A 25,932-nucleotide genomic window follows, 5' to 3' on the forward strand; every position below is an offset into this window, starting at 1 on the left:
CGTGACAAGGAAGAGGACCATGGCCGAGTCCGAGAAGCCGGACCCCAGGATGCTCGAGGCGCTGCGTGCCTCGATGGAGAAGATCGAGCGGCTGCGCGAACGCAACCGCGCGTTGACCGCGGCGGCCCGGGAACCGGTCGCGATCGTCGGCATGGCCTGCCGCTACCCGGGCGGCGTCCGGTCCCCCGAGGACCTGTGGCGCCTGGTCGAGGACGGCGCGGAGGGCATCACCGAGTTCCCCGACGACCGCGGCTGGGACCCGGACCTGTACGACCCGACGCCGGGCGTGCCCGGCCGCTCCTACACCCGCGAGGGCGGATTCCTGCACGACGCGGGGGACTTCGACGCCGCGTTCTTCGGCATCGCCCCGAACGAGGCCGTCGTCATGGACCCGCAGCAGCGCCTCCTGCTCGAAGGCTCCTGGGAGGCGCTGGAGAACGCCGGCATCGACCCCGTGTCGCTGCGCGGCAGCCGCACCGGGGTCTTCGCGGGCGTCATGTACCACGACTACTTCGGCAGCTTCGGCTCCGGCAGCATCGTCTCCGGCCGGGTCGCCTACACCCTCGGCCTGGAGGGCCCGACGCTCAGCGTCGACACGGCCTGCTCCTCGTCGCTCGTCACGCTGCACCTGGCGGCCCAGGCGCTGCGCCAGGGCGAGTGCACGCTGGCGCTGGCCGGGGGAGTGACGGTGATGGCCTCGCCGGGCACCTATGTGGAGTTCAGCCGCCAGGGCGCCCTCTCCCCGGACGGGCGCTGCCGCTCCTTCGCCGACGACGCGGACGGCACCGGCTTCTCCGAAGGTCTGGGCGTCCTCGTCCTGGAGCGGCTGTCGGACGCGCGGGCCAACGGTCATCCGGTGCTGGCGGTGGTCCGCGGCTCCGCCGTCAACCAGGACGGCGCCTCCAACGGGCTGACGGCGCCGAACGGGCCCTCGCAGCAGCGGGTGATCCGGCAGGCGCTGGCGGCGGCCCGCCTGTCGGCCGTCGACGTGGGCGCGGTCGAGGCGCACGGCACGGGTACCACGCTGGGCGACCCGATCGAGGCCCAGGCGCTGCTGGCCACCTACGGCCAGGACCGCGCGGAGCCCCTGTGGCTGGGCTCGGTGAAGTCCAACATCGGGCACACGCAGGCCGCCGCCGGTGTCGCGGGCGTCATCAAGATGGTGATGGCCATGCACCACGACGTGCTGCCGAGGACCCTCCACGCCGACGCGCCGTCCACGAAGGTCGACTGGGACGCCGGAAGCGTGCGCCTGCTGACCGAGGAGCGGGCCTGGCCCCGGGCGGAGCGTCCGCGTCGCGCGGGCATCTCCTCCTTCGGGATCAGCGGCACCAACGCCCACACCATCATCGAGGAGCCGTCCGCTCAGGACCGCCTCCCGACGGACGTCGACACCGACGCCCCGGCCGTCGTATGGCCCCTGTCCGCCCGGTCCGCGCCGGCGCTGCCCGCGCAGGCCGCGCGTCTGCACGCCTTCCTCACCGAGCGGCCCGAGCTGCACCCCGCGGCCGTGGCCCGGGCCCTCGGCACCCGGCGCACCGCGTTCGCCCACCGCGCGGCCGTCACCGGTACCGACCGGGACCACCTGCTCGCCGGGCTGCGCGCCCTCGCCGACGGGACGCCCGCCCCCGCGGCCGTGACCGGCAGGGCACGGCCGGGGACCCGTACCGCGTTCCTGTTCACCGGCCAGGGGGCGCAGCGCCTCGGTATGGGCCTCGAACTCCGCGCCCGGTACCCGGTGTTCGCCGAGGCCTTCGACGCGATCGACGCCCGCCTCGGCCTGGACCTGGCCGGGCTGCTGGCGGGCGACGACGCCGAGGCCGTCCACCGCACCCAGTACGCGCAGACGGCGCTGTTCGCCTTCGAGGTGGCCCTGTTCCGGCTGCTGGAGTCCTTCGGCGTGCGACCCGACGTACTGGCCGGGCACTCCGTCGGGGAACTCGCCGCCGCCCATGTGGCGGGCGTCCTCGACCTGGACGACGCCTGCACGCTGGTCGCCGCCCGCGGCCGGCTCATGCAGGCGCTGCCCGAGGGCGGCGCGATGGTCGCCGTACAGGCCACCGAGGACGAGGTGCTGCCGCTGCTGGACGGCCGGGTCGGTCTCGCCGCGGTCAACGGCCCGTCGTCCGTGGTCCTCTCGGGCGAACAGGACGCGGTGCTCGCCGCCGCCGAGGGCTTCGCCAAGACCAAACGGCTCGCCGTCTCGCACGCCTTCCACTCGCCCCTGATGGACGGCATGCTCGCCGAATTCCGTTCCGTGGCCGAGAAGTTGACCTTCCGCGAGCCGCGCATCCCGCTGGTGTCCGCCCTCACCGGCCGTCCCGCCGAGGGCGAGGACCTGTGCGATCCCGGCTACTGGGTACGGCATGTCCGGGAGACGGTCCGCTTCGCCGACGCCGTGGCCGCCCTCACCTCCTCGGGTGTCGGCCGCTTCGTCGAACTCGGTCCCGACGCCGTCCTGACCGGCCTCGCCCGCGAGTGCGCGACGGCCGACGACGCCGTCTTCGTCGCCCTGGGCAAGCGGCACGGCGGCGAGCCCGCGGCCCTCGTCCTCGGCCTCGCCCGCCTGCACACCGACGGCCTCGCCCCCGACTGGGCGGCTCTCTTCCCCGGTACGGCCCGCGCCGAACTGCCCACCTACGCGTTCCGGCACGAGCGGTACTGGCTGAACGCGGACGTGGCCCTGACGGCCGGACCGCTCGCCGAGCCCGCGGCTCCCACGGCCCACGAGCCCGCGGACGCCGAGCCGCTGCGGCAGCGGCTGGCCGGTGTCCCGCCGGCCGAGCAGGAGGCACTGCTGACCGAGGTGATCCGCGCCCAGACCGCCGCGATACTCGGGCACCAGGGCCCGGAGGCCGTCGAACCCGACGCCGTGTTCCTGGAGATCGGCATGGACTCCGTCTCCGCTGCCGAACTCCGCAGCGCCCTCGGGACCGTCCTCGGCAGCGCGCTGCCGGCCGGTGCCGTCTTCGACCACCCCACCCCGGCCGCCCTCGCCGCCCTGCTGCGCGAACACCTCGCCGAGGGCGGCCGACCGAGCCCGGCCGCCGGCGCTGCGGACCTGGAGTCGGTCGGCGGGCTGGTGCGGCGCGCGGCCGCCGACGGGCGGATGGCCGTCGCCGTCGAACTGCTGCGCACCGTCGCCGAGATCCTCCCCGGCTTCTCGTCCCTGGACGAGTTCGGGAACGTGCCCGAACCGGTCCGGCTGGCCACCGGCGACGCCCTGCCGCGGCTGGTCTGCCTGCCCTCGCCGATGGCACTGGGCGGCGCCCACCAGTACGCCCGCTTCGCCCGGCACTTCCACGGCCGCCGTGACGTCCTGGTCCCGGCGGTACCGGGCTTCGGCCCCGGCGAGGCACTGCCGCGCTCCGTGGACGCCGTGCTGGAAGTGGTCGTCGAGGGCATCCGCCGGTCCTGCCCGGACGAGCGGCCGTACGTGCTGGTCGGCTACTCCTCCGGCGGCCAGTTCGCCCACGCGGCGGCCGAGATCATGGAGAAGGCCGGACAGCCGGCCTCGGGCGTGGTGCTGCTGGACACCTATCTGCCCGGGGACGACGGCAAGGACGACCTGTGGCGGCAGATGTTCGACGGCATGCTGGACCGCGAGTCGTCCCTCGGCGGCTTCGGCACCGCCCGCCTCGCCGCCATGAGCCGCTACAGCGACCTTATCCAGCACTGCATGCCGGGTGCCCTGACGGCGCCGGTGCTGTTCGTGCGACCCGAGGAGTCCTTCGCCACCGGCAGCGACGACTGGCGGGCCACCTGGCCCGCGGAGCACGAACCGGTCGACGTGCCCGGCACGCACTTCACCATCCTGGAGGATTTCGCGGAGGCCACCGCCAAGGCGGTCGAGGCATGGCCGGCCGGCCCGGCGACCGACTGACGGCGCACGGCACGGAAGAAATGCTGCGTATACGTCCGACTTCCTACGGGCTTATACGTCCGATTCCATGCGGGCGCATACATCCGACTCCATGCGCCGCACCACAACGGGAATCCGGTGCTGGTCCAGACCGCGCACCGGAGAGCGCACCTGCCGCGGGGCGCGGTGGCCGAATGGCCGGCCGCGCGCCGCGGCTTCTTCACGCGCCGGCCTCGCGGAAATGCGCCAACCACGCGTGGATATCACAGCGGATACTGTCCGGATCGACACCTAATTGCAGGGCGATTTCGTCCGCAGCCATTTCAGGCTGCCAATCGCTGCGCTGCAGTGCCAGCCACATCGTCGTGCCGCGGGGCCCGCACCTGTGCCGCCTCCCCGTGCGCCGGCACAGCAGCTCCAGATATCCGTCGGGCCGGACCTGGGCGGTCAGCTCGTGGTCAGGCCTCGTGGTCATGGGACTTCCTATCTTCCGTGGATTGTTCCGACGGCTCCGACGGTACCCGTCAAAGCGCTCCGCGACACGGGTGCCAACCGAACCTTTCAAGGGAGGCTCAAGTATTCGGACAGGGGTGGGGTGAGTTATAGCGGCACGGGAACTTTCCTCACCCTTGACAAGCAGGCCGCACAGCGCGCCGACCGCTCGCCGAAACCTGGCGTGCCGAGGTAGAGAAACCTCTACCTCGAACCGGCCGGAGAATGCCAATGTGCCGTCGCCGCAGCGTTCCTAATCTGGTTCACAGACACCGCGTGAGAAGCGCGATATCTCATAGGGGAGCCCGCAGTGCACACTTCACAGGACCTTCGCATGACGGAGGCGGTACGGCTGGACGCCGTGTCGAAGACCTACGGCCGGGGAGACAGCCAGGTGGCTGCGCTCCGCGGGCTCACCATGAGCTTCGCCGACGGCACCTTCACCGCCGTGATGGGACCGTCCGGGTCGGGCAAGAGCACCTTCCTGCACTGCGCCGCGGGGCTGGTCCAGCCCACCTCCGGCAAAGTCACCGTCGGCGGCACCGACCTCGCCGGCCTGGACGACACCCAGCTGACCAAGCTGCGGCGCGACCGGATCGGCTTCATCTTCCAGTCCTTCAACCTGCTGCCCGCGCTGACCGTGATGCAGAACATCACGCTGCCCCTGCAACTGGCCGGACAGCGGCCCGACAAGGCGCTGATCCGCAACGTCGTGCAGCGGGTCGGCCTCGGCGAACGGCTCGGCCATCTGCCGGCCCAGCTGTCCGGCGGCCAGCAGCAGCGCGTCGCCATCGCCCGCGCCCTGGTGACCCGGCCCGCCGTCGTCTTCGCCGACGAACCCACCGGCGCCCTCGACACCCGCACCGCCGCGTCCGTGCTCGCCCTGCTGCGCGAGTCCGTCGACACCGCCCGCCAGACCCTGGTCATGGTCACCCACGACCCGGTCGCCGCCTCCTACGCCGACCGCGTCGTCTTCCTCGCCGACGGCGCCTTCGCCGGCGAACTGCACCGGCCGACCGCCGACGCCGTGGCCGCCCGGATGACCAGGCTCGGCGCCTGGGAGGACGACACCCAGCGGCAGAACTCGCCCATGTCCTCCGGGGGTCGTTACTGATGTGGCAACTGGCACTGCGCACCCTGAAGTTCCGCAGGACGAGCTTCGTCGCGACCTTCCTCGCCATGTTCCTCGGCGCCGCCATCGTCATCGGCTGCGGCGGCCTGATGGAGACGGGCGTCCGCATGGCGGCCGACCCGCAGCGCCTCACCGGCGCCCCGGTCGTCGTCACCGGTGAACAGACCCACGACTCCACCGCCCTGACCGAGCGGAACCGCATCGACCCCGCTCTGGTCGGCACGGTGGCCAAGGCCGACGGCGTACGCACGGCCGTCGGCGACGTGTCCGTCCCGGCCACCGTCCTCAAGGACGGCAAGCCGCTGACCGGCAAGTCCGACTCCTACGGCCACGGCTGGGCCAGCGCCCGGCTCGCCCCCTATACCCTCGCCGCCGGTGGATCCCCCGCCGCCGGCGGCGAGGTCGTCCTCGACTCGGGACTGGCCCAGCGCGCCGGCGCCCGCCCCGGGTCCACGGTCGACATCGTCGTGCAGGGCACCACCCGGCAGTTCCGCGTCAGCGGCATCGCCGAGCAGCACGGTGACCACAACCCGCACGCCGCCGTGTTCTTCACGGACGACGAGGCACGCACCTTCGCCGGCGGACGCATCGACTCCATCGGCGTCCTGCCCGCACCCGGTACGAGCACCGCCGCCGTCGCAGCCGCCGTGCGCTCGGCGGTCGGTGACCGCGCCGAGGTCCTCACCGGCGAGCAGCGCGGACTTGCCGAACTGCCCGGCACCCTCCCCAGCAAGCGCACCGTCGTCATCCTCGCGGCCGTCTTCGGCTCCTCGGTCGTGCTGATCGTCATGTTCGGCGTCGCCTCCACCCTCGGCCTCTCGCTCCAGCAACGCGCCCGCGAGATGGCCCTGCTGCGCGCCGTCGGCTCCACCCCGAAGCAGCTGCGCCGGATGATCCTCTGCGAGACGGCCGTGCTGTCGGTGGGCTCCGTGCTGCTCGCCCTGCTGCCCGGATGGGCCATCGGCCGGATGCTCTACGGAGTGCTGACCTCCAGCGGCGTGGTGTCGTCGGAGATCGTCTACCACTGCGGCTGGATCCCGATGACCGTCGGAGTGGTCGTCACCGTCCTCGCCGCGGCCGGCGCCACCCGCTTCGCCGGCCGCAAGGCCGCCCGCACCGAACCGGTCGCCGCCCTGGCCGAAGCCACCGCCGGCACCAGCTGGTTCAGCGTGACCCGGCTGCTGATCGCGCTGTTCTTCCTCGCCAACGGCATCGGTCTCGCGATCGCCACCACCACGATGGAGGACAGCCCCACCCTCGCCAGCACCGCCGGACCCGCCTCCGTGCTGTTCTGCATCGGCCTCGCCCTGCTCGCCCCCGGCATCACCAAGGCCATGGTGGTGCTGCTGCGGCTCCCGGTGCGGGCCCTCTCCGGACTCTCCGGGCAGCTGGCCCTGCGCAACGCCGCCACCGCCAGCGTCCGCATGGCGGGCGCCGTCGCCCCGATCGTCCTGCTCATCGGCATCGCCACCGGCACCCTGTACATGCAGTCCACCGAGGACCACGTCTCCCGGTCCTCCTACGACAAGAACATCCTCGCCCAGTACGTCCTCGACTCCACGACCGGCGGGTTCGCCCCCGGCGTCGTCGAGAAGGTGCGCGCGACGCCGGGTGTGTCCGCGGCCTCCGAACTCGTCGTCACCCGCGGCTTCGTGGACCAGCCGGGCGGCCTGGCCGGTGCCGACCTGCGCGGGGTCTCCGCCGAGGGCGTGCGCCAGAGCCTCGACCTGCCCGTCGTCTCCGGCTCCCTCACCGACCTGCGCGGTGACACCGTGGCCCTGTCCGACAAGAAGGCCCGCGAGTACGGCGTGAAGGTCGGTGACCGGCTGCCGATGCGCCTCGGCGACGGCACCGCCGTACGCCCCGTCGTCGTCGCCCTCTACACCGACAACCCCAAGCAGGAGTACCTGACGCTGCCCGCGCAGACCCTCGCCCCGCACACCGGCGACGGACTCCCGCACCAGATCCTGGTCCGCACCGCGTCCGGCGGCGGTGCCGGGGTCCACGACCGGCTCGCCGCGCTGGCCGCCCAGGTGCCCGGCACCGAACTGGACGTCAGCTCCTCGCTCGCCGGCCGGAACAACCAGATCCAGCAGATCCTGGTGTCCGCCAACTACACCATCGTCGCCATGATCGTGGGCTACGCCGCCATCACCGTCGTCAACACACTGGTGTCGGTGACCCGCAAGCGGCGCGCGGAGTTCGGCCTGCAGCGGCTCACCGGCGCCACCCGAGCCCAGGTACTCGCCATGCTGGGCGTCGAGGGCGTGCTGATCGGCGTCATCGCCACCGTCCTCGGCACCATCGCCTCGGCGACGACCATCGTCCCCTACAGCCTCGTCAAGAGCGACTCCTACCTGCCCTCCGGATCCATCGGCATCTACCTCGCCATCGTCGGGGGCTCGCTGGTGCTGGTGTTCGGCGCCACCCTGCTGCCCTCCTGGCGCGGCATGCGCAGCCCCGCCGTGGACACGGTGAAGGCCGCGTGAGCCACCTCCTGACCGGGCCGTCCCCGCTGCCCCCGGGCGGGGGCGGCCCCTCCATGACCGGTGCCGCGGGATGGGAACATGAGGGCATGAAGACTGTGCCGGTCACGTGGCGCGGCCGAACGCGCCGCGCCGCCCTGGACACCCTGGTCGGCGTGGCGATCGCCGCCGGAGCCCTGCTGTCGATCGTCCTCTTCGTCACCACCGCGTACTTCATCGTCATCGCCGTGATCGGCCTCGGCTTCCTCGCGCTGCCCTATTGCACCCGGGCGGTGCGCTGGCTGGCCGACCTCAACCGGCGCGCGGCCGCGCGCTCCGGCGTCCCCGTCGAGCGGCCCTACCGGCCCGAACCGGAGGAGATCGAGAAGGACATCGTCGGCTGGATGCGCCGCTGCAAGTGGATCCTGACCGACCCCGCGACCTGGCGGGACCTGCTGTGGCTGCTGCTCAACTGCGTCGTCGGCCTGGTCGGCTTCGTGCCGGCCGGCCTGCTCTACTACGCGGGGGAGGGGCTGTTCCTGGCCTGCGGGCTGTGGAAGCCCGTCGCGGACGGCGGACAGGGCCGCTGGTACGCCTCCGTCACGGTCGACAGCTGGCCGGCCGCGTTCGCCGCGGGGCTGCTGGCGCTCGTGGTGCTCACCGGCTGGGTGCTGCTCAGCCCGCTGGTGCTGCAGGGATACGCCTACTTCGTCCGCTTCCTGCTCGGCCCGACCCGGCAGTCCCGGCTGGCCTCCCGCGTGCAGCACCTGTCGGAGACCCGCTCCGGCGCCCTCGACATCCAGGCCGCCGAACTGCGCCGCATCGAACGCGACCTGCACGACGGCGCCCAGGCCCGGCTGGTCAGCCTCGGTCTCCAACTCGGCGCCGTCGACCGCAAGATGGCCCAGGATCCCGAGGAGGCGCGGCGCATGCTGCGGCAGGCGCGCACCTCCTCCGTGCAGGCCCTGAGCGAACTGCGCGACCTGGTCCGCGGCATCCACCCGCCGGTCCTCGCCGAACGGGGCCTGGCCGACGCCCTGCGCGCCCTGGGCCTGGCCAGCCCCTTGCAGGCCACCGTCGTGGCGGACCTGCCCGGCGGGCTGCCCGACCCGGTCGAGTCCGCCGTCTACTTCGCGGTGTCGGAGCTGCTGACCAACGTCCTCAAGCACGCCGACGCCCAGCACGTGGAGATCGTCGCCTGGTACGCGGAGGGCACCCTGCACGCCCGCGTCACCGACGACGGCCACGGCGGCGCCGACGCAACGGCCGGGAGCGGCCTGGAGGGCATCCGCCGACGCCTGGCATCCTTTGACGGGGGCCTGGAGATCGACAGCCCCCGGGGCGGTCCGACCGTGATCAAGATGGAGCTACCGTGCGCGTTGTCCTCGCCGAAGACCTCTTCCTCCTGAGGCAGGGGATCATCCAACTGCTGGAGGCGTACGGATTCGAGGTGGCCGCCGCCGTCGACAACGGCACGGACCTGGCCGCCGCGATCGCCGAGCACCGGCCCGACGTGGCCATCGTCGACGTACGGCTGCCGCCCACCTTCACCACGGAGGGCCTGCAGGCCGCCCTGCGCGCCCGCCGGGAGCGCCCCGGCCTGCCGATCCTCGTCCTCTCCCAGCACGTCGAGCAGATGTACGCCCGCGAGCTGCTGGCCGACGGCACCGGCGGCATCGGCTACCTGCTGAAGGACAGCGTGCTGGACGACGAGCAGTTCATCGACGCCGTACGCCGGGTCGCGGCCGGCGGTACGGCCATGGACCCCGCCGTGGTCGCCCAGTTGATGACCAGTCACTCCCGGGACGAACCGCTGGCCGCGCTCACCGGGCGCGAACGCGAGGTGCTGGAGCTGATGGCCGAGGGCTGCTCGAACACGGCGATCGCCCAGCGGCTCACCGTCACCGAGGGCGCCGCGGCCAAGCACATCTCCAACATCTTCACCAAGCTGATGCTGCCCCCGTCGAGCGACAGCAACCGCCGTGTGCTCGCGGTGCTCGCCTACCTCAACGCCTGAGCCGGACCCCGCCGTTGGGGGAGATAGGGGTGGTCGGGGGTCCCCCGTGCGGGTGAGACTGCCGGTGCACGCCCGCGGCCCGCGCCGCGGCCTCCATCAGGAAGGAAACGCCGGCCCCATGACCACGCTCGCCGAGCAAGACCGCCTCTGGATCCGCCGCTACCATCCCCGTCCGGACGCGGCGGCCAGGCTGGTGTGCCTGCCTCACGCGGGCGGCTCGGCGTCCTTCTACCACCCCGTCTCGGCGGGCATGCCCGCGTCCGTGGACGTGCTCGCCGTGCAGTACCCGGGGCGCCAGGACCGGCGGGGCGAGCCGTGCGCCACGAGCATCCAGGAGCTGGCCGACCACGTCACGTCGGTCCTGCTGCCGTGGGCCGACCGCCCGCTGCTCCTCTTCGGCCACAGCATGGGCGCGACCCTCGGCTTCGAGGTCGCCCGCCGTCTGGAGCGCGACCACGGCGTCGTCCCGCACGTGCTGTTCGCCTCCGCCCGCCGCGCTCCGTCCTGCCCGCGCGACGAATCCGTCCACCTGCGCGACGACGACGGACTCGTCACGGAGATGCGGCAGTTGAGCGGCACGAACGCGGCGATCCTCGACGACGAGGAGCTGATCCGCATGGCCCTGCCCGCGATCCGCGCCGACTACCGCATCGCCGAGACCTACGCCTACGAGCCGGGCCCGAACCTGCGATGCCCCATCGTGGGCCTGGTCGGCGACGACGACCCGAAGGTCACCGTGGACGAGGCACGTGCCTGGTCGCGCCACACGGACGCGTCGTTCGACTTCCACGTGTTCCAGGGCGGCCACTTCTACCTGACGTCTCACCAGCGGGACGTCCTCGACCTGTTGGCGAAGGAAGCGGTCCGCTCATGACCTCGGTCCTCATCACCGGTTGCAGCAGCGGCATCGGTCTGGAGACGGCGCTGGCGTTCGCGCGGCGGGGCGATCGGGTGCACGCCTGCGTACGCAACCGCGACACGGCGGAGCAACTGCTCGGGCGTGCCCGCGCCGAGGACCTCACCCTCGACGTCCCCCTGCTGGACGTCACCGACGACACCTCGGTCACCGCCGCCGTCACCGCGGTGCAGGACCGGCACGGACCGATCGACGTCCTCGTCAACAACGCCGGCGTCGACCGCACCGGACCCGTCGAGACCATGCCGCTCGACCAGGCACGCACCCTGATGGAGACCAACCTCTGGGGCCCGCTGCGGATGGCCCGCGCCGTGCTGCCGCAGATGCGCGCCCGGGGCGGCGGTGTCATCGTCAACGTGTCCTCCCTCGCGGGCCGCACGTTCGCCGTGCCGCACGGCGGCTTCTACGCGGGGAGCAAGGCCGCCCTGGGCGCGCTCAGCGAGGCCCTGTACGCCGAGGTCCAGCCCTTCGGCATCCGTGTGGTGTGCCTCGAACCGGGCAGCTTCGCCTCCGCCATCCAGCGCGCGCCCGCCCCCGGCACCGCCGGCCAGGCGTCCGGGACCGGCCCGTACGCCGCCGACCACGCCTGGCTCGCCCGGTTCCTCGCACGGGTGGCGGAAGGCGCCGCCGACTGCGCAGAGGCGGCCGAGGCGGTCGTCGCCGCCGTCGACGACCCGGGCACCGCGTTGCACACGACGGTCGGCAAGGACGCCGAGGCGGCCCTCAAGTTCCTGGCGGGCGTCCCCTACGAGCAGTGGCTGCCCAGCTTCCTCGACCAGGCCCAGTCCCTCGCCGGTCCCCGCCCCGCCCCACCGGCCGGCGACCGCTGACCGACGCCCGACTCCCGTCGGCACCCCCGTACGCGAGGCCCACCCGCCGCGACTCGCCTGCCGGCTCAGCCGGTGGGGACCGCGGCGGCGCGCGGGCGGGCGAGAGCCTCCTGCCACGGGGTGCGGGTCGCCACGAAGCCGCGCCATGTGCGCAGAGCCTTCGGTGGTACTCCCGCGCCGAGCACGCCGGTGATCCGGTCGCCGGTGCGGTAGACGACCAGGAGCCGCCGCTGGGCGAGATCGCTGTCGAGGACGAGCGCCTCGTCATGGCCACGCAGGTGGCCATGGGCCTGGAACCTGCCGTCGTACTGGTCCGACCAGAAGTACGGCACGGGGGCGAACGGCTGCCGTTCCTCGGGCCGTGCGACCCGACGGGCGACGGCCATGGCCTGCTCGGTGGCGTTGGTGCGATGCTCGACGCGCATCGCCGTGCCGAACAGCGGGTTGTACCAGCGGGCCACGTCACCGACGCCGTACACGCCGGGCGCGGCGACGCAGTACTCGTCGCACTCCAGCCCGTCCTGGACGCTCAGGCCGCTGTCCGCGAGCCATTCGGTGTTGGGCGTGCAGCCGATGGCCACGAGCACGTCGTCGGCCGGGACCACGCTCGCTCCCGCGGCGTCGGTCAGCCGGACGCCGGTCACCCTGCCCTCGGCGCTCATGATCCCGGCGACCGTGGCACCGGTGCGCACCTCGACGCCGTGCTCCCGGTGCAGGCCGGTCAGGAACAGTCCGGCCGCCTCGCCGACGGCCGCGGCCAGCGGCACCGCCGCCGACTCCACCAGTGTCACCTCCACGCCGAGCGCGCGGGCCACGGCGGCGACCTCCGTGCCGAGGAACCCGGCGCCGACGACCACCAGTCGCCGCCCGGGGCGCAGCCGGTCCCGCAGCGCCAGCGCGTCGTGCAGGGTGCGCAGTGTGTGCACACCGTCGACGCCGTCGGTGCCGGGCAGCCGCCGGGCCCGGACGCCGGTCGCGACGACGAGGCTGTCGTACGTCAGCCGGGCACCGTCGGCCAGAGTGAGCGTCCGTGCGCCGAGGTCCAGTCCGCTCGCCGGTACGCCCAGCCGCAACTCCACCTCCGACGCGGCCAGATCGGCCTCCGAGCGCAGCGCGAGCCGGTCCGGTTCCCACTGCCCGGACAGCAGGTGCTTGGACAGCGGCGGGCGGTCGTACGGCGGCTCGGCCTCGTCACCGACGAGCGTGATCGCGCCCTCGTATCCGGCCCGGCGCAGCGCCTCGGCGACGGTGAGGCCACCTGCCGAGGCGCCGACCACGACGACACGTTCCTTCATCAGAGTTCCTCTGGCGATCGGGGATGGTCATGAGAGGCCACGAACGATGTGCGGACGATACGAGTGGTCACTCGTGGACGACTCGCGTACGCCGGCCTTGGCCGGGGCCGTTCGTGGGGATGGGGGCGGGGTCGGGATCGGGTGGTGCGCAGGTGTCCCACGTCTCCCGCAGCGCGGCGCAGGTCTCGCCGACCGTCGCCCCGGCGGCGAGCGCCTCCTTCATGGGATGCAGGACGTTGCCCGGCCCCGACGCCGCCTTGCGCAGGGCGGCCATGTGCAGGTCCACGCGCTCCTGGTCGCGCCAGGCGCGCAGCTTGGCGATGCGTTCGGCCTGCCGGGCCTCGACGGCGGGGTCGGTCCACTCGCCGGCGTCCTCGGTCCGGGGGGCGCGGACGCCGGCGACGAGGCGCGTGTGGCGCTCGATCTCCCGCTGCGGAAAGCCGTGTTCGATGGCCGCGACCGCGCCCCCGAGATCCTCGATCCTTTGCAGCAGCGCCAGCGCGGCGGCCTCGACGTCGCGGTTCGGCGGTGCCGCGCGGAGCCCGGCGAGCTGCCGCCGGACCGCGGCGATGTCGTCCTCGTCCAGGCCCGCCGCCACAGCCGTACGGACGTACTCGACGCCGCTCGCGAGCGCGAACGCGATCTGCTGTGCCGCGGAGGCGCCCGTCTCGGCCAGATGGCGGCGGGAGATCGAGAGCGCGTTCCAGCGGGGGAGTTCGTCCTTGCAGTACGCGAAGACGTCCGCGGCCAGCCGGAGGGCGGGCCGGAGCGGGAAGACACATGCGCCGTGCGTGAGGTACGCGCCCAGCACGTCGTTGCGGACCGTGCCGACGAGCCGGTCGGCCGGGATGCCGCGCTCCTCCGCCACCAGTTGGTACAGCAGCAGGAGGAGCGCGGCCGGTGCGTCGATGGTCATCGACGTGGCGATCCTGTCCAGCGGGATGCCGTCCATCAGCACCCGCATGTCGTCGAGGGAGTCGACGGCCACACCGGCCCGGCCGACCTCACCGCGCGCGAGAGGTGTGTCGGAGTCCCGGCCCAGCCGGGTGGGCCGGTCGAAGGCGACGGACAGGCTGGTGCAGCCCTGGGCGATCAGTCGGCGGTAGCCGGCGTTGGACTCCTTCGCCGTACCGGAGCCGGCGTACGGGCGCACGAGCGCGGCACGCCGGCCGGGGTACGTCCGCAGGGAGCGCGGCCTGTCCGGCACGGCTCTTCAGCCGTGCACGCGGATGGAGCGCGAGGGGCACAGGTCGGCCGCCTGCAGCACCCCCTCGCGCAGCTCGTCGGCCGGCTCCTCCTGCAGGACGGTCACGAGACCTTCGTCGTCCTGATCGAACACCTCCGGGCTGAGCATGGCGCACTGGCCGGAACCCACGCACCGGTCGCGTTCGGTGGTGACACGCATGAGGGGGACTCCGATCGGGTCGGCCGTCACCAGGTGACGGGAAGCTCGTAGACGCCGTAGACCATGGCGTCGTCCTTGAAGCGCAGCTCGTCCGGTTCGGCGGCGAGCCGCAGGCCCGGAACACGGCGCAGCAGCGTGCCGTAGACGGCCTCCAGCTCCACCCGGGCGAGGTTGGCGCCGATGCACTGGTGGATGCCGTAGCCGAAGGCGAGGTGGCTGCGGGCCTCCTTGCGGTGGATGTCGAGGGTGCCCGCGTCCGGGAAGACGGACTCGTCGTGGTTGGCGGCGTTGTTCAGGGCGAGGATGCCCTCACCGGCGCGGATCGTGACGTCGCCGACCTCGATGTCCTCCGCCGCGACCCGTGCCGTGCCGGAGTCGGAGATGGAGAAGACGCGGAGCAACTCCTCGATGGCGTTCGGAAGCAGAGCGGGGTCCGCCTGCAACTCGGCCATCTGCTCCGGGTGCCGCAGCAGGGCGAGCACACCGAGCGCGATCATGTTGGCCGTCGTCTCGTGGCCGCCGACCAGCATCAGCCGCGCCATCGTCACCACGTCGACGTGGTCGGCGACCTGCTCGGTGCGGTTCTTCTCCAGGAAGCGGCTGATCAGGTCGTCGCCCGGCTCGGTCTCCTTGAGGGTGACCAGCTTGTCGAGGTACATGTCCAGGGCCTGCACCGCGGCGCCGTACTCCGCCGGGCTCAGATCGTGGTTCATCATCGCCGCCGACCACTCCTCGAACTGGGGGTGGTCCTCGTACGGCACGCCGAGCAGCTCGCAGATCACCAGCGAGGGCACCGGCAGGGCGAGGGCGGTGACCAGGTCGACCGGGCCGCCCGCGGCCAGCATCGCGTCGATGCGCTCGTCGACGATCTCCTGGATGCGCGGGCGCATCTCCTTGACCCGCCGCGCGGTGAACTCCGGTATCAGCATGCGCCGTTGGGCGGAGTGCTCCGGCGGGTCCATGTTCAGCATCATCAGCCGCACCTGCGCCAGCATCTCCTCGGGGATGTGGAACTGGTGCGGGTAGCCCGGCATTTTGAGGTTGGAGCTGACCCGGCCGTCGCCCAGCACCTGCCGGACGTGCTCGTGCCGGGTGACCAGCCAGGTCGGCTTGCCGTTCACCTTCAGCGCGGCGCGCGAGACGGGGTTGTCGGCACGCATCCCGGCGTACTCGCCCGGCTCGCTGAACGGACAGGTGCGCCGCATCGGGAACTGCGGAAGCGGCGATCCCGTCTCGGGCGCGGCGTCGGCGGACTGGGTCATGGCTGCCTTTCGGAGGGGGGCGGTGACGGAAGCGGGAGGTGGGGTGGCGCGGTGCCCGCCGTCACCAGGTGACGGGCAGCTCGTACAGGCCCCAGACGATGGCGTCGTCCTTGAACCGCAGCTCCTCGACCGCGGTGGCCAGGCGCAGCGTCGGGACGCGCCGCAGCAGTGTCGTGTAGACGACGTCCAGTTCCATGCGCGCCAGGTTCTGGCCGATGCACTGGTGGACCCCGTATCCGAACGCCAGTTGGCTGCGGGCCTCGCGGCGCACGTCCAGACGGTCGGGGTCGGGGAAGACACGCTCGTCGTGGTTGGCGGCGTTGTTCAGCGGCAGGATGCCCTCGCCGGCACGGATGGTCACTTCGCCCAGCTCGATGTCCTCCAGGGCGACCCGGGCGGTGCCCGCGTCGGAGATGGAGAAGAAGCGCAGCAGCTCCTCCACCGCCTTCGGCATCAGCTCCGGCTCCTCGCGGAGGGCGGCGAGCTGCTCGGGGTGCTCCAGCAGGGCCAGCACACCCAGCGCGATCATGTTGGCGGTCGTCTCGTGCCCGGTCACCAGCATCAGCTTGGACATGCTGACGATGTCGGAGTGCTCCACCGCGGGCGTCTGCCGGTTGAACTCGATCAGCCGGCTGATCATGTCGTCGCCCGGCTCGCTCTCCTTGGCGGTGACCAGCCCGTCCACGTACGCGTCCAGCTCGTAGTGCGCGCGGCCGCGGTCCTCGTCGCTGATGTCGTGGTTCATGATCGCCCACGCCCACTCCTCGAACCGGCCGTGGTCCTCGTAGGGGACGCCGAGCAGTTCGCAGATGACGAAGGACGGCACCGGCAGGGCGAGCGCGGTGACCAGGTCGACGGGGCCGTCGGCGCCCTTGGCGAGCATCTGGTCGATCTGCTGGTCCACGATCTGCTGCACCCGCTCACGCAGCTCACGCATCCGCCGGACGCTGAACTCGGGCGCCAGCATGCGGCGTTGCACCGTGTGGTCCGGCGGGTCCATGGAGAGGAAGGTCAGCGGCACCGACTGCAGCGTCTCCTCCGGCACCGGAACCTGAAGGGGGTACCCGGGCAGCTTCAGGTTGGCGCTGACCCGCGCGTCACCCAGCAGCTTCTTGTACAGGTCGTGCCGGGTGATCAGCCAGGTGGGCTTGCCGTTGACCTTCAGCTGTGCCCGCGAGACCGGCTCGGTCTCGCGCAGTTCGGCGTAGGCGGCCGGCGGGCTGAAGGGACAGGCCCGCCGCATCGGGAACTCCGGCAGCGCGGCCCCGTCGGCCGATTCGACAGGTGCAGTCATCATGTCCTCTTCGCACGGGAGGGAACGAAAGGCGTCGGCATCGGAGCGGGGTCCGGGCTCGGCGCCGGTGCGGCGCTCTCGGCCGTCTCTCGCACGCTAGGCAGCCCCGACTGGGGTCCCAACCCCTAGGCGCCCCTAGGGGGCCGGCCGGTGACCCGTGCTCGGCCGGCGCCTCGCGAACGAGTGCGGAAGGGGTGGGGCGGTGCCCCGGTGAGATACGGCCCCGGCGACCGCGGTGCAGCGGTGGCCCGGGACGAGGCCTTCCGCGAGGCGGAACGCGGGGTCCCGCCCAGCGGTCGCGGACGCCCGTGGCACCGGGACGGACGGCCCCCGTGACGCTGCTCACCGCCCGTGGACGCCCCTGTCGCCGGCGGCGGCCACGCCCGCCCGGCCTGCCTGCGCCTCGGCCCCTTCCGCGCCGGGGCGGGCTCCGTCGCAGGGCCATCCCTGTTCGACCCCTCGGACGGCGCCTAGGGGCAGTTAGGGGTCTGGTGGGGGCGCAGGGGTGGTTAGCGTCGGCAGCGGAACACGGCAGAGACACCGGCGGCAGGGACGCGGAGCGCCCACCACCCCGGCTCTCCCGGTCCCGGCCGGCGCCCTCGCCCCGGCCGCCGTCGCGTCCCGCAGCCGAGCAGAGGTGATCAGCGTGTCTCCGGATCCCAGCGCGAAGGGAACCGTTTCCTTCGGGGAGCACCGGACCTGGTACCGAGTGACCGGTGAACTCGGTGCGGGTCGGCCGGCGGTCGTCGCCGTGCACGGCGGTCCCGGCAGCACCCACGACTACCTGCTGCCGCTGGCCCGGCTCGCCGAGGACGGCTGGCCCGTCGTCCACTACGACCAGCTGGGCAACGGCGGCTCCACCCATCTGCCCGACCAGGAGCCCGAGTTCTGGACGGTCGAGCTGTTCGAACGCGAACTGGCCAACCTGGTGGAGAAGTTGGGCATCGCCGACGACTACGTGCTCTTCGGCCAGTCCTGGGGCGGCCCCCTGTGCGCCCGGCACGCCATGACGAACCCGGCCGGTCTGCGCGGACTGGTCGTCGCCAACGCGCCGGCCTCGTACCCCATCTGGCTGCGGGAGATGGCACGGCTGCGCGCCGAACTGCCGCCGGACGTGGAGCAGACCCTGCTGCGGCACGAGGCGGACGGCACCTACGACAGCCCGGAGTACCTGGCCGCCATGCGGGCCTTCTACGACCGCCATGTGTGCCGGCTGACGCCCTGGCCCCGCGACTTCCTCTCCTCCTTCATGGAGATCTACAACGACCCGACCGTCTACTACGCGATGAACGGGCCCAACGAGTTCCACGTCATCGGTTCTCTGAAGGACTGGTCGATCGTCGACGAACTGCACCGGATCAGCACCCCGACGCTGCTGATCAGCGGGCGCCACGACGAGGCCACCCCGGCGGTCGTCCAGCCGTTCCACGACCACATCCCCGGGGCGCGCTGGGAGATCTTCGAAGAGTCGAGCCATCTGCCGCACCTGGAGGAACCGGAACGGTTCTTCGCGGTCATGACCGACTTCCTCAAGAGCCTGTGACGCTCACGAACCCGTGAAAGGGGGCGGGGATCCCGCCATGGCACACGACACCGCACTCGTCTTCCCCGGAATGGGCCCCGTCCCGTTCACCGAGGTGGGCAGGTTCATGGTGGCCAACCCCTTCGCCCGGGACCTGGTCGCCATCGCCGACGAGGCGCTCGGCTACTCGCTCGTGGACGCCTTCCGCACCTCCCCGGGCGACTACTCGGAAGCCGCCCAGGTCGCGTTCTTCGTCAACTGCCTGGCCTGCGCCCACTGGGCCCGCGACCACCTCGGTGTCGAACCCGACATCGTCGCCGGACCGAGCTTCGGCGAGAAGGCGGCCATCGCCTACACCGGCGCCCTGGAGCTGCCCGACGCGGTGCGCCTGACCGCCGACATCGCCCGCTGCCTGGAGGAGTACTTCGCCGAGGAACACCGGGACATCGTCACCCTGTCCTTCGTCCGCGCCCCGCAGGACGGCCTCGACGCGATCCTCGCCGACCTGGACGAGGCGGAGGAGTGGCACGAGATCTCCTGCCGCATCGACGACGGCTTCTTCATGATCTCCCTGTCCGAGCATCGCGTGGTGTGGATGCAGGAGCGGCTGCGCGCCATCGGCAGCCTGCCGCTGTACACCATGCGCCCGCCCATGCACGCCTCGGCGTTCCGGTCGCTGCGGGAGAAGGCCGAACGCGAGGTGGTCTCCCGCTACTCCTTCGCCGACCCGAAGCTGCCGGTCGTCGCCGACCAGGACGGCAGGCTGCTGCACACCGGCGAGGAACTGCGCACCATGCTGCTCGACGGCTTCGACCACCCGATGAACTGGCCGAGCGTCACCACGGCCCTCAAGGCCGCCGGCACCCGCCGTCTGTGCGTGGCCGGCCCGGACAGCCTCTTCGGCCGGGTTCCCTGCACGACCCGGAACTTCGACGTCGTCGCCGCACCGCCGCGGCTGGCGATGACCCCCCGGCGCCGTTCGCGCGCCGCCTGACCCGCTCGACTCGTTGGAGGCTCCCATGTGGGACGACCAGTTCGAACAGATACTCCGCCCCTTCGTGCCGTTCCTCGGCCCGCAGGAGGAGCTGACCCCGGACGCCGAGCTGAAGGACCTCGGCCTGGACTCGCTCGCCACGGTCCAGCTGCTCGGCACGCTGGAGGAGGCCTACCAGGTCCGGTTCCGGGACAGCGCGCTGACCATGGACACCTTCCGCACCGCCGGTGTGCTGTGGGACACCGTGCAGAGCATGCTGCACACCGCCGCGAGTTGACGGGACGGCCATTCGTGGATCCCACCATGGACGGCACGCTGTCCGGCCGGTTCCTGCGCGGGCTGGCCCTCGCCCCCGACCGGCCCGCGCTGCGCGTCGACGGCGTCGACACCACCTACCGCGAACTGCACGAACGCGCCCTGGTGCTGGCCGGCTCACTGCTCGCGGGGCTGCCCGACCGGCCGCCCGCCGTGGGTGTGCTGGCGGGCAAGGGACCCACGGCGTACGCCGCGCTGCTGGCCGGTCTGTACAGCGGGGTCACCGTCGTCCCGCTGCAGCCGGCCTTCCCCGCCGCCCGCACCCGGCAGATGATCGAGGCCGCCGGGGTCGGCGCACTGCTCGCCGACGACGACGCGCTGCCCGCCCTGACCGCGCTGCACGCGGAGGGTGTCGGTCTGCCGACGCTGTTCGCGCCGGGCGGGCAGCCGATGCCGGCGCTCGCCGTCGACGGGGACAGCGCCCTGAAGGCGCCCATGCCCGCCCGCCCCGCCGACATCGCCTATGTCCTGTTCACCTCCGGCTCCACCGGCCGCCCCAAGGGCGTGCCGGTCACCCACGCCAACACCGCGCACTACTTCGGTCTGCTCGACGAGCGCTACGACTTCGGTCCGCACGACGTCTTCTCGCAGACCTTCGACCTCAACTTCGACTGCGCGATGTTCGACCTGTTCTGCGCCTGGGGCGCCGGCGCCGCCCTCGTACCGATCCCGCCGCAGGCGTACGCGCATCTGCCGGAGTTCGTGGCCGAGCAGGGCATGACCGTGTGGTTCTCCACGCCCAGCGCGATCACCCTGGTGCGCCGCACCGGCGGACTCGAGCCGGGCGCGCTGCCGTCGCTGCGCTGGAGCTTCTTCGCGGGGGAGGCGCTCAGCTGCAAGGACGCCGAGGACTGGGCCGTCGCCGCGCCGCGGGCGACGCTGGAGAACCTGTACGGCCCGACCGAGCTGACCATCACCGTCACCGCCCAGCGCTGGACACCGGGGCAGTACCTCAACGACATGGTGCCCATCGGCGCCGTACACCCCGGCCACGAGGTCCTGCTGCTGGATGCCGAAGGCGCGCCCACGGGCGACGACGAGGGCGAACTGTGCATCGCCGGGCCCCAGTCGACGCCCGGCTACCTCGACCCGGGCGACGACACCGGACGGTTCCTCGACCACGGCGGTCACCGCTTCTACCGCACCGGCGACCGCGTCCGACGCGCGCAGGACGGCGGCTGGCTGTACCTCGGCCGGCAGGACGCACAGGTCCAGGTGCACGGGGTGCGGACGGAACTGGCCGAGGTGGACGCCGCCGCACGCACCTGCCCGGGAGTCGAGGACGCCGTGACCGTGGCGGTGCCCGTGGACGGCACGGTCGAGCTGGCCGTCTTCCACACCGGCGAACCGGTCCCGCCCGCCCGCCTCGCCCGCCACCTGCGGGAGCTGCTGCCGGCCGCGGTCGTCCCGCGCGCCTACCACCACCTGGACACGCTCCCGCTCAACTCCAACCGCAAGACCGATCGCAGGAAGCTCGCCTCCCAGGCCACGGCCATGCGGCAGACCGCCGGGACGGCACGCACTCATGAAAGGCGGCAGGAGTCGCAGTGAACGGTCAACCGACAGCGCAGGCCCGCGCGGACGCCCCGGTGCGTGACGCGCGCAGCGACGCCCGTGTGCACGACCTGCTCGACGAGGCCACCGCCGAGCACCCCGACGCCCCCGCCGTCGCCGACGGCGCGGGCCGCTGGACGTACCGCGAACTCGCCGCCCACAGCCACGCCGTCGACGCCTGGCTGGAGGAGCACGGCATCGGCCACGGCGACCGGGTCCTCGTCCAGCTGCCCAGCACCCGCGAACTGGTCGCGCTCATGTACGGCACCGCGCGCCGCGGCGCCGTCCTGGTCCCCGTCAACACCGGCATGAAGGACTTCCACCTGCGGGCGGTCGTCGAGAACTCCGAGCCCGCGCTGCTCGTCGTCTCCGACCCGGCCGTCGAGCGGATCGCCGCCCTCGCCGAGGGCGTACCGGTCCTCGGACTCGGCGAGGCGTGGCAGGGCATCACCGCCCTGCGGGTGCGCGGAGCCCGCTCCGGCGGCGCCGAGGTCGGCCCCGAGGACCTCGCCGTCCTCGTCTACACCTCCGGCTCGACCGCCGCCCCGAAGGCGGTGATCTGCCCGCACGGCCGGATGGTCTTCGCCACCGAGGCCATCAACCTCGAACTCGGCTACCGCCCCGACGACGTGGTGTTCTGCCGCTTCCCCATCTCCTGGGACTACGGCCTGTACAAGGTGCTGCTCACCGCCGCCGGACGCAGCGAACTCGTGCTCGCCGACGGCGAGTCGGACCTGGTGCTGCTGCGCCGCATCCGGGAGACCGGCGCCACCGTCGTCCCGATCGTGCCGTCCCTGGCCACCATGATCTGCGCCCTCGCCGAACGCGAGCCGAGCCAGGAGTCCCGGGTGCGCATGTTCACCAACACCGGTGCCGCGCTCCCGAAGACCACCGCCGACGGGCTGCGCACCGCCTTCCCCGGCGCGGAGGTGATCATCCAGTTCGGGCAGACCGAGTGCAAGCGCGTCTCCGTGCTGCCGCCCTCCCACCAGGACGCCAAGCCCGACTCGGTCGGCCGCCCGCTCCCCGGCACCCGCGCCTTCGCCGTGGACGACGAGGGCAGGGCGCTGCCGCCCTGGGAGACCGGCGAGATCGTGGTCGAGGGACCGCACGTCATGCCCGGCTACTGGCGCGCACCCGAGCAGACCGCCCGCGCCTTCCGCCCCGCCCCGGACGGCGGACTGCGGCTGCACACCGGCGACTTCGGCCACGTCGACGAGGACGGGTTCCTGTACTACGAGGGCCGCCGCGACGACATGTTCAAGCACAAGGGCGTGCGCATGAGCACCACCGAGATCGAGGGCGCCGCCACCGACATTCCCGGCGTCCGTGCCGCCGCCGTCGTGCCGCCGGCTCCCGGCCGCGACCTCGCGGTGTTCGCCGAGGGCGACATCGACCCGCACACCCTGCTCAAGGAGCTGTCCCTGCGGCTGGAGCCCGCCAAGGTGCCCGGGGTGAGCCGCGTCGTCGACGAGCTGCCGCTGACCCCGCACGGCAAGCACGACCGCAAGCAGCTCGCCCGCCTCCTGGAAGGAACCACCCCGTGACCGGCCCCACCGAACTGGCGGAGCGCTTCGGTACCCCGTCCTACGTCTACGACCTGGACCGGGTGGCCACGGCCCGCGACGACCTGTTCGCCGCGCTGCCCGACGAGGTCGAGGTCTTCTACGCCGCCAAGGCCAACCCGCACCCCGAGCTGCTGCGCGAGCTGCGCACCGGCGCGGCCCGTGGCTGCCGCGCCGAGATCAGCTCCGTCGGCGAACTCGACGCCGCCCTGCAGGCCGGCTTCCCGGGCGAGCGGATCCTGTACACCGGCCCCGGCAAGACCACCGAGGAACTCACCGAGGCGCTGACCCGAGGCGTGCGCCTGTTCTCCACCGAGTCCTACGGCGATCTGCGCCGCGTCGGCGAGACCGCGCTCGCCCTCGGCCTGACCGCCGACTGCCTGATCCGGGTCAACAACGCCACGGGCGCGGCGGCCACCAGCATCCGCATGACGGGTGTGCCCTCGCAGTTCGGCTTCGACAGCGAGACCCTGCCCGGCCTCGCCGCCGCCCTGCGCGACGTGCCCGGCGCCACCATCGCCGGACTGCACTTCTTCCCGCTGAGCAACGCCAAGGACGAGGCGAGCCTCATCGCCGAGTTCCGCCACACCATCGCCACCGCCGCCGCCCTGCAGGACGCACTCGGCGTCACGTTCCGCTTCGTCGACATCGGCGGCGGGTTCGCCGCTCCGTACGCCGTGCAGGGCGAGCGGCCGGTCTACCGCGAGCTGCGCGACGCCCTGGCCGAGACGCTGGACGCGCACTTCCCCGGCTGGCGCGAGGGCGCTCCGCGGATCGCCTGCGAGTCGGGCCGCTACCTGGTCGCCGACAGCGGCACCCTGCTCACGTCCGTCGTCAACGTCAAGGACAGCCGCGACACCCGCTATCTCGTCCTCGACGCCGGCATCAACACCTTCGGCGGCATGTCCGGACTCGGCCGCATCCTGCCGGTGTCCGTCGAGCCGTACGAGTCCGTGGGCGTCGACGGCACACCGGCGAGCCTGGCCGGGCCGCTGTGCACCCCGGGCGACCTGCTCGGCCGAAACGTTCCGCTGCCCGAACTGGCACCGGGCGCCGTGCTCACCGTGCCCAACGCCGGTGCCTACGGCCCGACGGCCAGCCTCCTGATGTTCCTCGGCAGGCCCGCGCCCGCCGAGATCGTCGTACGCGGCGACGACGTCGTCTCCGTCTCCCGTATCCAGCACACCCGAACCTACGAACACGGACAGGCCCTGTGATGAGCCCCTCCCCGATGACCCCCACCCCCGGCGATCAGCCCGTGCTCGTGGCCGGCGGTATCTCCGACTCCCACACCTGGAACCTCGTCTACCTCCAGCTCCTCCTCGAGGAGCACGGGCACCGCGTGGTCAACCTCGGCCCCTGCGTCCCCGAGGACCTGCTCATCGCCGAGGCCCTGGCCCACCGCCCGGCCCTCATCGTGGTCAGCAGCGTCAACGGCCACGGCTACCACGACGGCATGCGCACCGTCACCCGGCTGCGCGAGCACCCCGAACTCGCCGACGTGCCCGCCGTCATCGGCGGCAAGCTCGGGATCGCCGGCCCCTGCGGCACCGAGGAGGTGACGGCGCTGCGCGACGCCGGCTACACCGAGGTGTTCGACGACAGCGCCGAGGGTGTCGCCGCCTTCCGGCGGATGCTCGACACACTGCCGCAACGAGCCCTGGTGTGACCGGCGTCGGGTTCGGCGCGTTCGTGCGCCGGGCTCACGACGCCGGCCACCTCGTGGTCCAGCCCCGGATGGGGATGAGCAGCCCGGATCGGATGCGCGCCGGGCTGCTCGCCACCCGCGACGCCGCGGCGACCACCGTCGGCACGCTCACCCTGGACAGCTACACCCGGGTCGGCGACCTGGAGTCGGCCAAACTGGCCGTCCTCGAGGGCGTCGCCCTCAACGGCTACCCCATCGTGAGCCACGAGACCAGCACCACCCTGCAAGTGCTCGACCAGATCCGCGGCCCCGGCTTCCCGGTCCAGGTCCGGCACGGCTCGGCCGCGCCGCAGGACATCTTCCGGGCCCTGATGGCCGTCGGGCTCGACGCCTCCGAAGGCGGACCGGTCTCCTACTGCCTGCCCTACGGCCGCGTCCCGCTGCGCGAGTCCGTCGCCCACTGGGCGGCCTCCTGCGAACTGCTCGCCACCCTCTGCGCGCCGGGCGCCGCACCGCACCTGGAGACCTTCGGCGGCTGCGTCCTCGGCCAGCTCTGCCCGCCCAGCCTGCTGGTCGCGGTCAGCGTCCTGGAGGCGATGTTCTTCCACCGGTACGGCATCCGCAGCATTTCCGTGAGTTACGCCCAGCAGACCGATCCGCTTCAGGACGCCGAAGCGGTGGCCGCGTTGCGCAGCCTGTGCACACGCTTCCTGCCGGACACCGAATGGCATGTCGTCGTCTACGCCTACATGGGGCTGTATCCGGTAACCGAGCACGGCGCCTACCGGCTGCTCGGCAAAGCCGCCGAACTCGCCGTCGCCAGCGGCTCCGAACGGCTCATCGTGAAAACCGTCGCGGAATCCCAGCGCATTCCCACCGTCGCCGAGAACGTCGCCGCCCTCGAATACGCGGCGGCGGTCGCCGCACGCACACCGCGCGCCCCCCTGGACGGCCCCGGCACCCAGACGTACGCCGAAGCGTCCGCCCTGGTCGACGCGGTGCTGGAGCTGGACGACGACCTCGGCGCGGCGCTGCTCGCGGCGTTCGCCAGGGGCCTTCTCGACGTTCCCTACTGTCTGCATCCGGACAACGCCGGATTCAGCCGGAGCTATATCGACGCGGACGGTCGACTCCGCTGGTCCGACATCGGAAAGATGCCGCTGCACGGCATCGCCGACGTACGCCCGGCCGAGGCCATCACCTCCGCGGATCTGCTCGACTCCCTGTCCTATGTGCGTCGTTCGTTCGACCGGCACGACCCCGAGGACGCAGTGGCCCTGGAAGGCGCCCACCCCTAGGGGTGCTTAAGGGTGTGGCCTTTCAGGGGCCGTCATTACCGTGTGGAAAAAGGTGAGGAAAACCGG

The 25,932-nt window shown here is 72.5% G+C and carries 21 protein-coding genes; 15 read left to right on the plus strand and 6 right to left on the minus strand.

Annotation, left to right across the window (positions count from 1 at the left end; translation table 11 throughout):
- Nucleotide 1: 1 nt before the first annotated feature.
- Nucleotides 2-3,883, plus strand: a complete 3,882-nt coding sequence (locus AQI95_RS04830) for a type I polyketide synthase (protein ID WP_425264859.1) — start codon at nt 2-4, stop codon at nt 3,881-3,883.
- 199 nt (nt 3,884-4,082) lie between these two features.
- Here AQI95_RS04830 and AQI95_RS04835 read toward each other — a convergent pair whose 3' ends face one another.
- Nucleotides 4,083-4,337 carry a hypothetical protein gene (locus AQI95_RS04835; RefSeq protein WP_067117843.1) on the minus strand — a complete coding sequence of 85 codons (255 nt, stop codon included), beginning with the start codon at nt 4,335-4,337 and terminating at the stop codon, nt 4,083-4,085.
- A 327-nt stretch (nt 4,338-4,664) separates the two neighbouring features.
- Between AQI95_RS04835 and AQI95_RS04840 the strand changes: the two genes are divergently transcribed.
- From AQI95_RS04840 to AQI95_RS04865, 6 genes are all read left to right on the plus strand, one after another.
- Entirely contained in the window at nt 4,665-5,468 is an 804-nt protein-coding gene (locus AQI95_RS04840) for an ABC transporter ATP-binding protein (RefSeq protein ID WP_067117846.1), read from the plus strand.
- Entirely contained in the window at nt 5,468-7,975 is a 2,508-nt protein-coding gene (locus AQI95_RS04845; protein WP_067117849.1) for an FtsX-like permease family protein, read from the plus strand. The genes AQI95_RS04840 and AQI95_RS04845 overlap by 1 nt, the downstream gene beginning before the upstream one ends.
- An 86-nt stretch (nt 7,976-8,061) precedes the next feature.
- Nucleotides 8,062-9,360 carry a sensor histidine kinase gene (locus AQI95_RS04850; RefSeq protein WP_208614070.1) on the plus strand — a complete coding sequence of 433 codons (1,299 nt, stop codon included), beginning with the start codon at nt 8,062-8,064 and terminating at the stop codon, nt 9,358-9,360.
- Complete coding sequence (locus AQI95_RS04855; RefSeq protein WP_067117852.1) at nt 9,324-9,968, plus strand: response regulator; 645 nt, start codon at nt 9,324-9,326, stop codon at nt 9,966-9,968. Before AQI95_RS04850 ends, AQI95_RS04855 begins: the two co-directional genes overlap by 37 nt.
- 118 nt (nt 9,969-10,086) lie before the next feature.
- Complete coding sequence (locus AQI95_RS04860; RefSeq protein ID WP_067117855.1) at nt 10,087-10,842, plus strand: thioesterase II family protein; 756 nt, start codon at nt 10,087-10,089, stop codon at nt 10,840-10,842.
- Nucleotides 10,839-11,714, plus strand: coding sequence for an SDR family oxidoreductase (locus AQI95_RS04865; protein WP_067117858.1), 876 nt, complete (start codon nt 10,839-10,841; stop codon nt 11,712-11,714). The genes AQI95_RS04860 and AQI95_RS04865 overlap by 4 nt, the downstream gene beginning before the upstream one ends.
- 65 nt (nt 11,715-11,779) lie before the next feature.
- On the opposite strand, the gene AQI95_RS04870 is transcribed toward AQI95_RS04865, so the two are convergent.
- The 5 genes from AQI95_RS04870 to AQI95_RS04890 all read right to left on the minus strand — a co-directional run bounded on the left by AQI95_RS04870 (nt 11,780) and on the right by AQI95_RS04890 (nt 16,970).
- Nucleotides 11,780-13,009 carry an NAD(P)/FAD-dependent oxidoreductase gene (locus AQI95_RS04870; protein WP_067117861.1) on the minus strand — a complete coding sequence of 410 codons (1,230 nt, stop codon included), beginning with the start codon at nt 13,007-13,009 and terminating at the stop codon, nt 11,780-11,782.
- A 67-nt stretch (nt 13,010-13,076) separates the two neighbouring features.
- Entirely contained in the window at nt 13,077-14,195 is a 1,119-nt protein-coding gene (locus tag AQI95_RS04875) for a methylmalonyl-CoA mutase family protein (protein ID WP_425264863.1), read from the minus strand.
- 27 nt (nt 14,196-14,222) lie between these two features.
- Nucleotides 14,223-14,414, minus strand: coding sequence for a ferredoxin (locus AQI95_RS04880; protein ID WP_067118731.1), 192 nt, complete (start codon nt 14,412-14,414; stop codon nt 14,223-14,225).
- Between the two features lie 26 nt (nt 14,415-14,440).
- The gene (locus AQI95_RS04885; RefSeq protein ID WP_067117867.1) at nt 14,441-15,676 is read right to left on the minus strand and encodes a cytochrome P450; all 1,236 of its coding nucleotides are present in this window, start codon (nt 15,674-15,676) and stop codon (nt 14,441-14,443) included.
- 61 nt (nt 15,677-15,737) lie between these two features.
- Nucleotides 15,738-16,970: a cytochrome P450 gene (locus AQI95_RS04890; RefSeq protein WP_067117870.1), complete on the minus strand. Its 1,233-nt coding sequence runs from the start codon at nt 16,968-16,970 to the stop codon at nt 15,738-15,740.
- 646 nt (nt 16,971-17,616) lie between these two features.
- Here AQI95_RS04890 and AQI95_RS04895 point away from each other — a divergent pair.
- From AQI95_RS04895 to AQI95_RS04930, 8 genes are read left to right on the plus strand one after another with little or no spacing between them, the layout of a single operon-like run.
- Nucleotides 17,617-18,513, plus strand: coding sequence for a proline iminopeptidase-family hydrolase (locus AQI95_RS04895; RefSeq protein ID WP_067118734.1), 897 nt, complete (start codon nt 17,617-17,619; stop codon nt 18,511-18,513).
- 37 nt (nt 18,514-18,550) lie between these two features.
- Entirely contained in the window at nt 18,551-19,486 is a 936-nt protein-coding gene (locus tag AQI95_RS04900) for an ACP S-malonyltransferase (protein WP_067117873.1), read from the plus strand.
- Nucleotides 19,487-19,511: 25 nt separating this feature from the next.
- Nucleotides 19,512-19,763, plus strand: a complete 252-nt coding sequence (locus AQI95_RS04905; protein WP_067117876.1) for a phosphopantetheine-binding protein — start codon at nt 19,512-19,514, stop codon at nt 19,761-19,763.
- A 26-nt stretch (nt 19,764-19,789) separates the two neighbouring features.
- Nucleotides 19,790-21,352 carry an AMP-binding protein gene (locus tag AQI95_RS04910; protein WP_067117879.1) on the plus strand — a complete coding sequence of 521 codons (1,563 nt, stop codon included), beginning with the start codon at nt 19,790-19,792 and terminating at the stop codon, nt 21,350-21,352.
- Nucleotides 21,349-22,902 (plus strand): AMP-binding protein, encoded by a 1,554-nt coding sequence (locus AQI95_RS04915; RefSeq protein WP_067117882.1) that lies wholly within the window; start codon nt 21,349-21,351, stop codon nt 22,900-22,902. Before AQI95_RS04910 ends, AQI95_RS04915 begins: the two co-directional genes overlap by 4 nt.
- Nucleotides 22,899-24,137 (plus strand): type III PLP-dependent enzyme domain-containing protein, encoded by a 1,239-nt coding sequence (locus tag AQI95_RS04920; RefSeq protein ID WP_067117885.1) that lies wholly within the window; start codon nt 22,899-22,901, stop codon nt 24,135-24,137. Before AQI95_RS04915 ends, AQI95_RS04920 begins: the two co-directional genes overlap by 4 nt.
- A 14-nt stretch (nt 24,138-24,151) precedes the next feature.
- Nucleotides 24,152-24,589 carry a cobalamin B12-binding domain-containing protein gene (locus AQI95_RS04925; protein ID WP_244188625.1) on the plus strand — a complete coding sequence of 146 codons (438 nt, stop codon included), beginning with the start codon at nt 24,152-24,154 and terminating at the stop codon, nt 24,587-24,589.
- Complete coding sequence (locus tag AQI95_RS04930; RefSeq protein ID WP_067117891.1) at nt 24,586-25,866, plus strand: methylaspartate mutase; 1,281 nt, start codon at nt 24,586-24,588, stop codon at nt 25,864-25,866. Before AQI95_RS04925 ends, AQI95_RS04930 begins: the two co-directional genes overlap by 4 nt.
- Nucleotides 25,867-25,932 lie beyond the last annotated feature (66 nt).

Source organism: Streptomyces yokosukanensis (genome assembly GCF_001514035.1).
GTDB classification, from domain to species: Bacteria; Actinomycetota; Actinomycetes; order Streptomycetales; family Streptomycetaceae; genus Streptomyces; species Streptomyces yokosukanensis.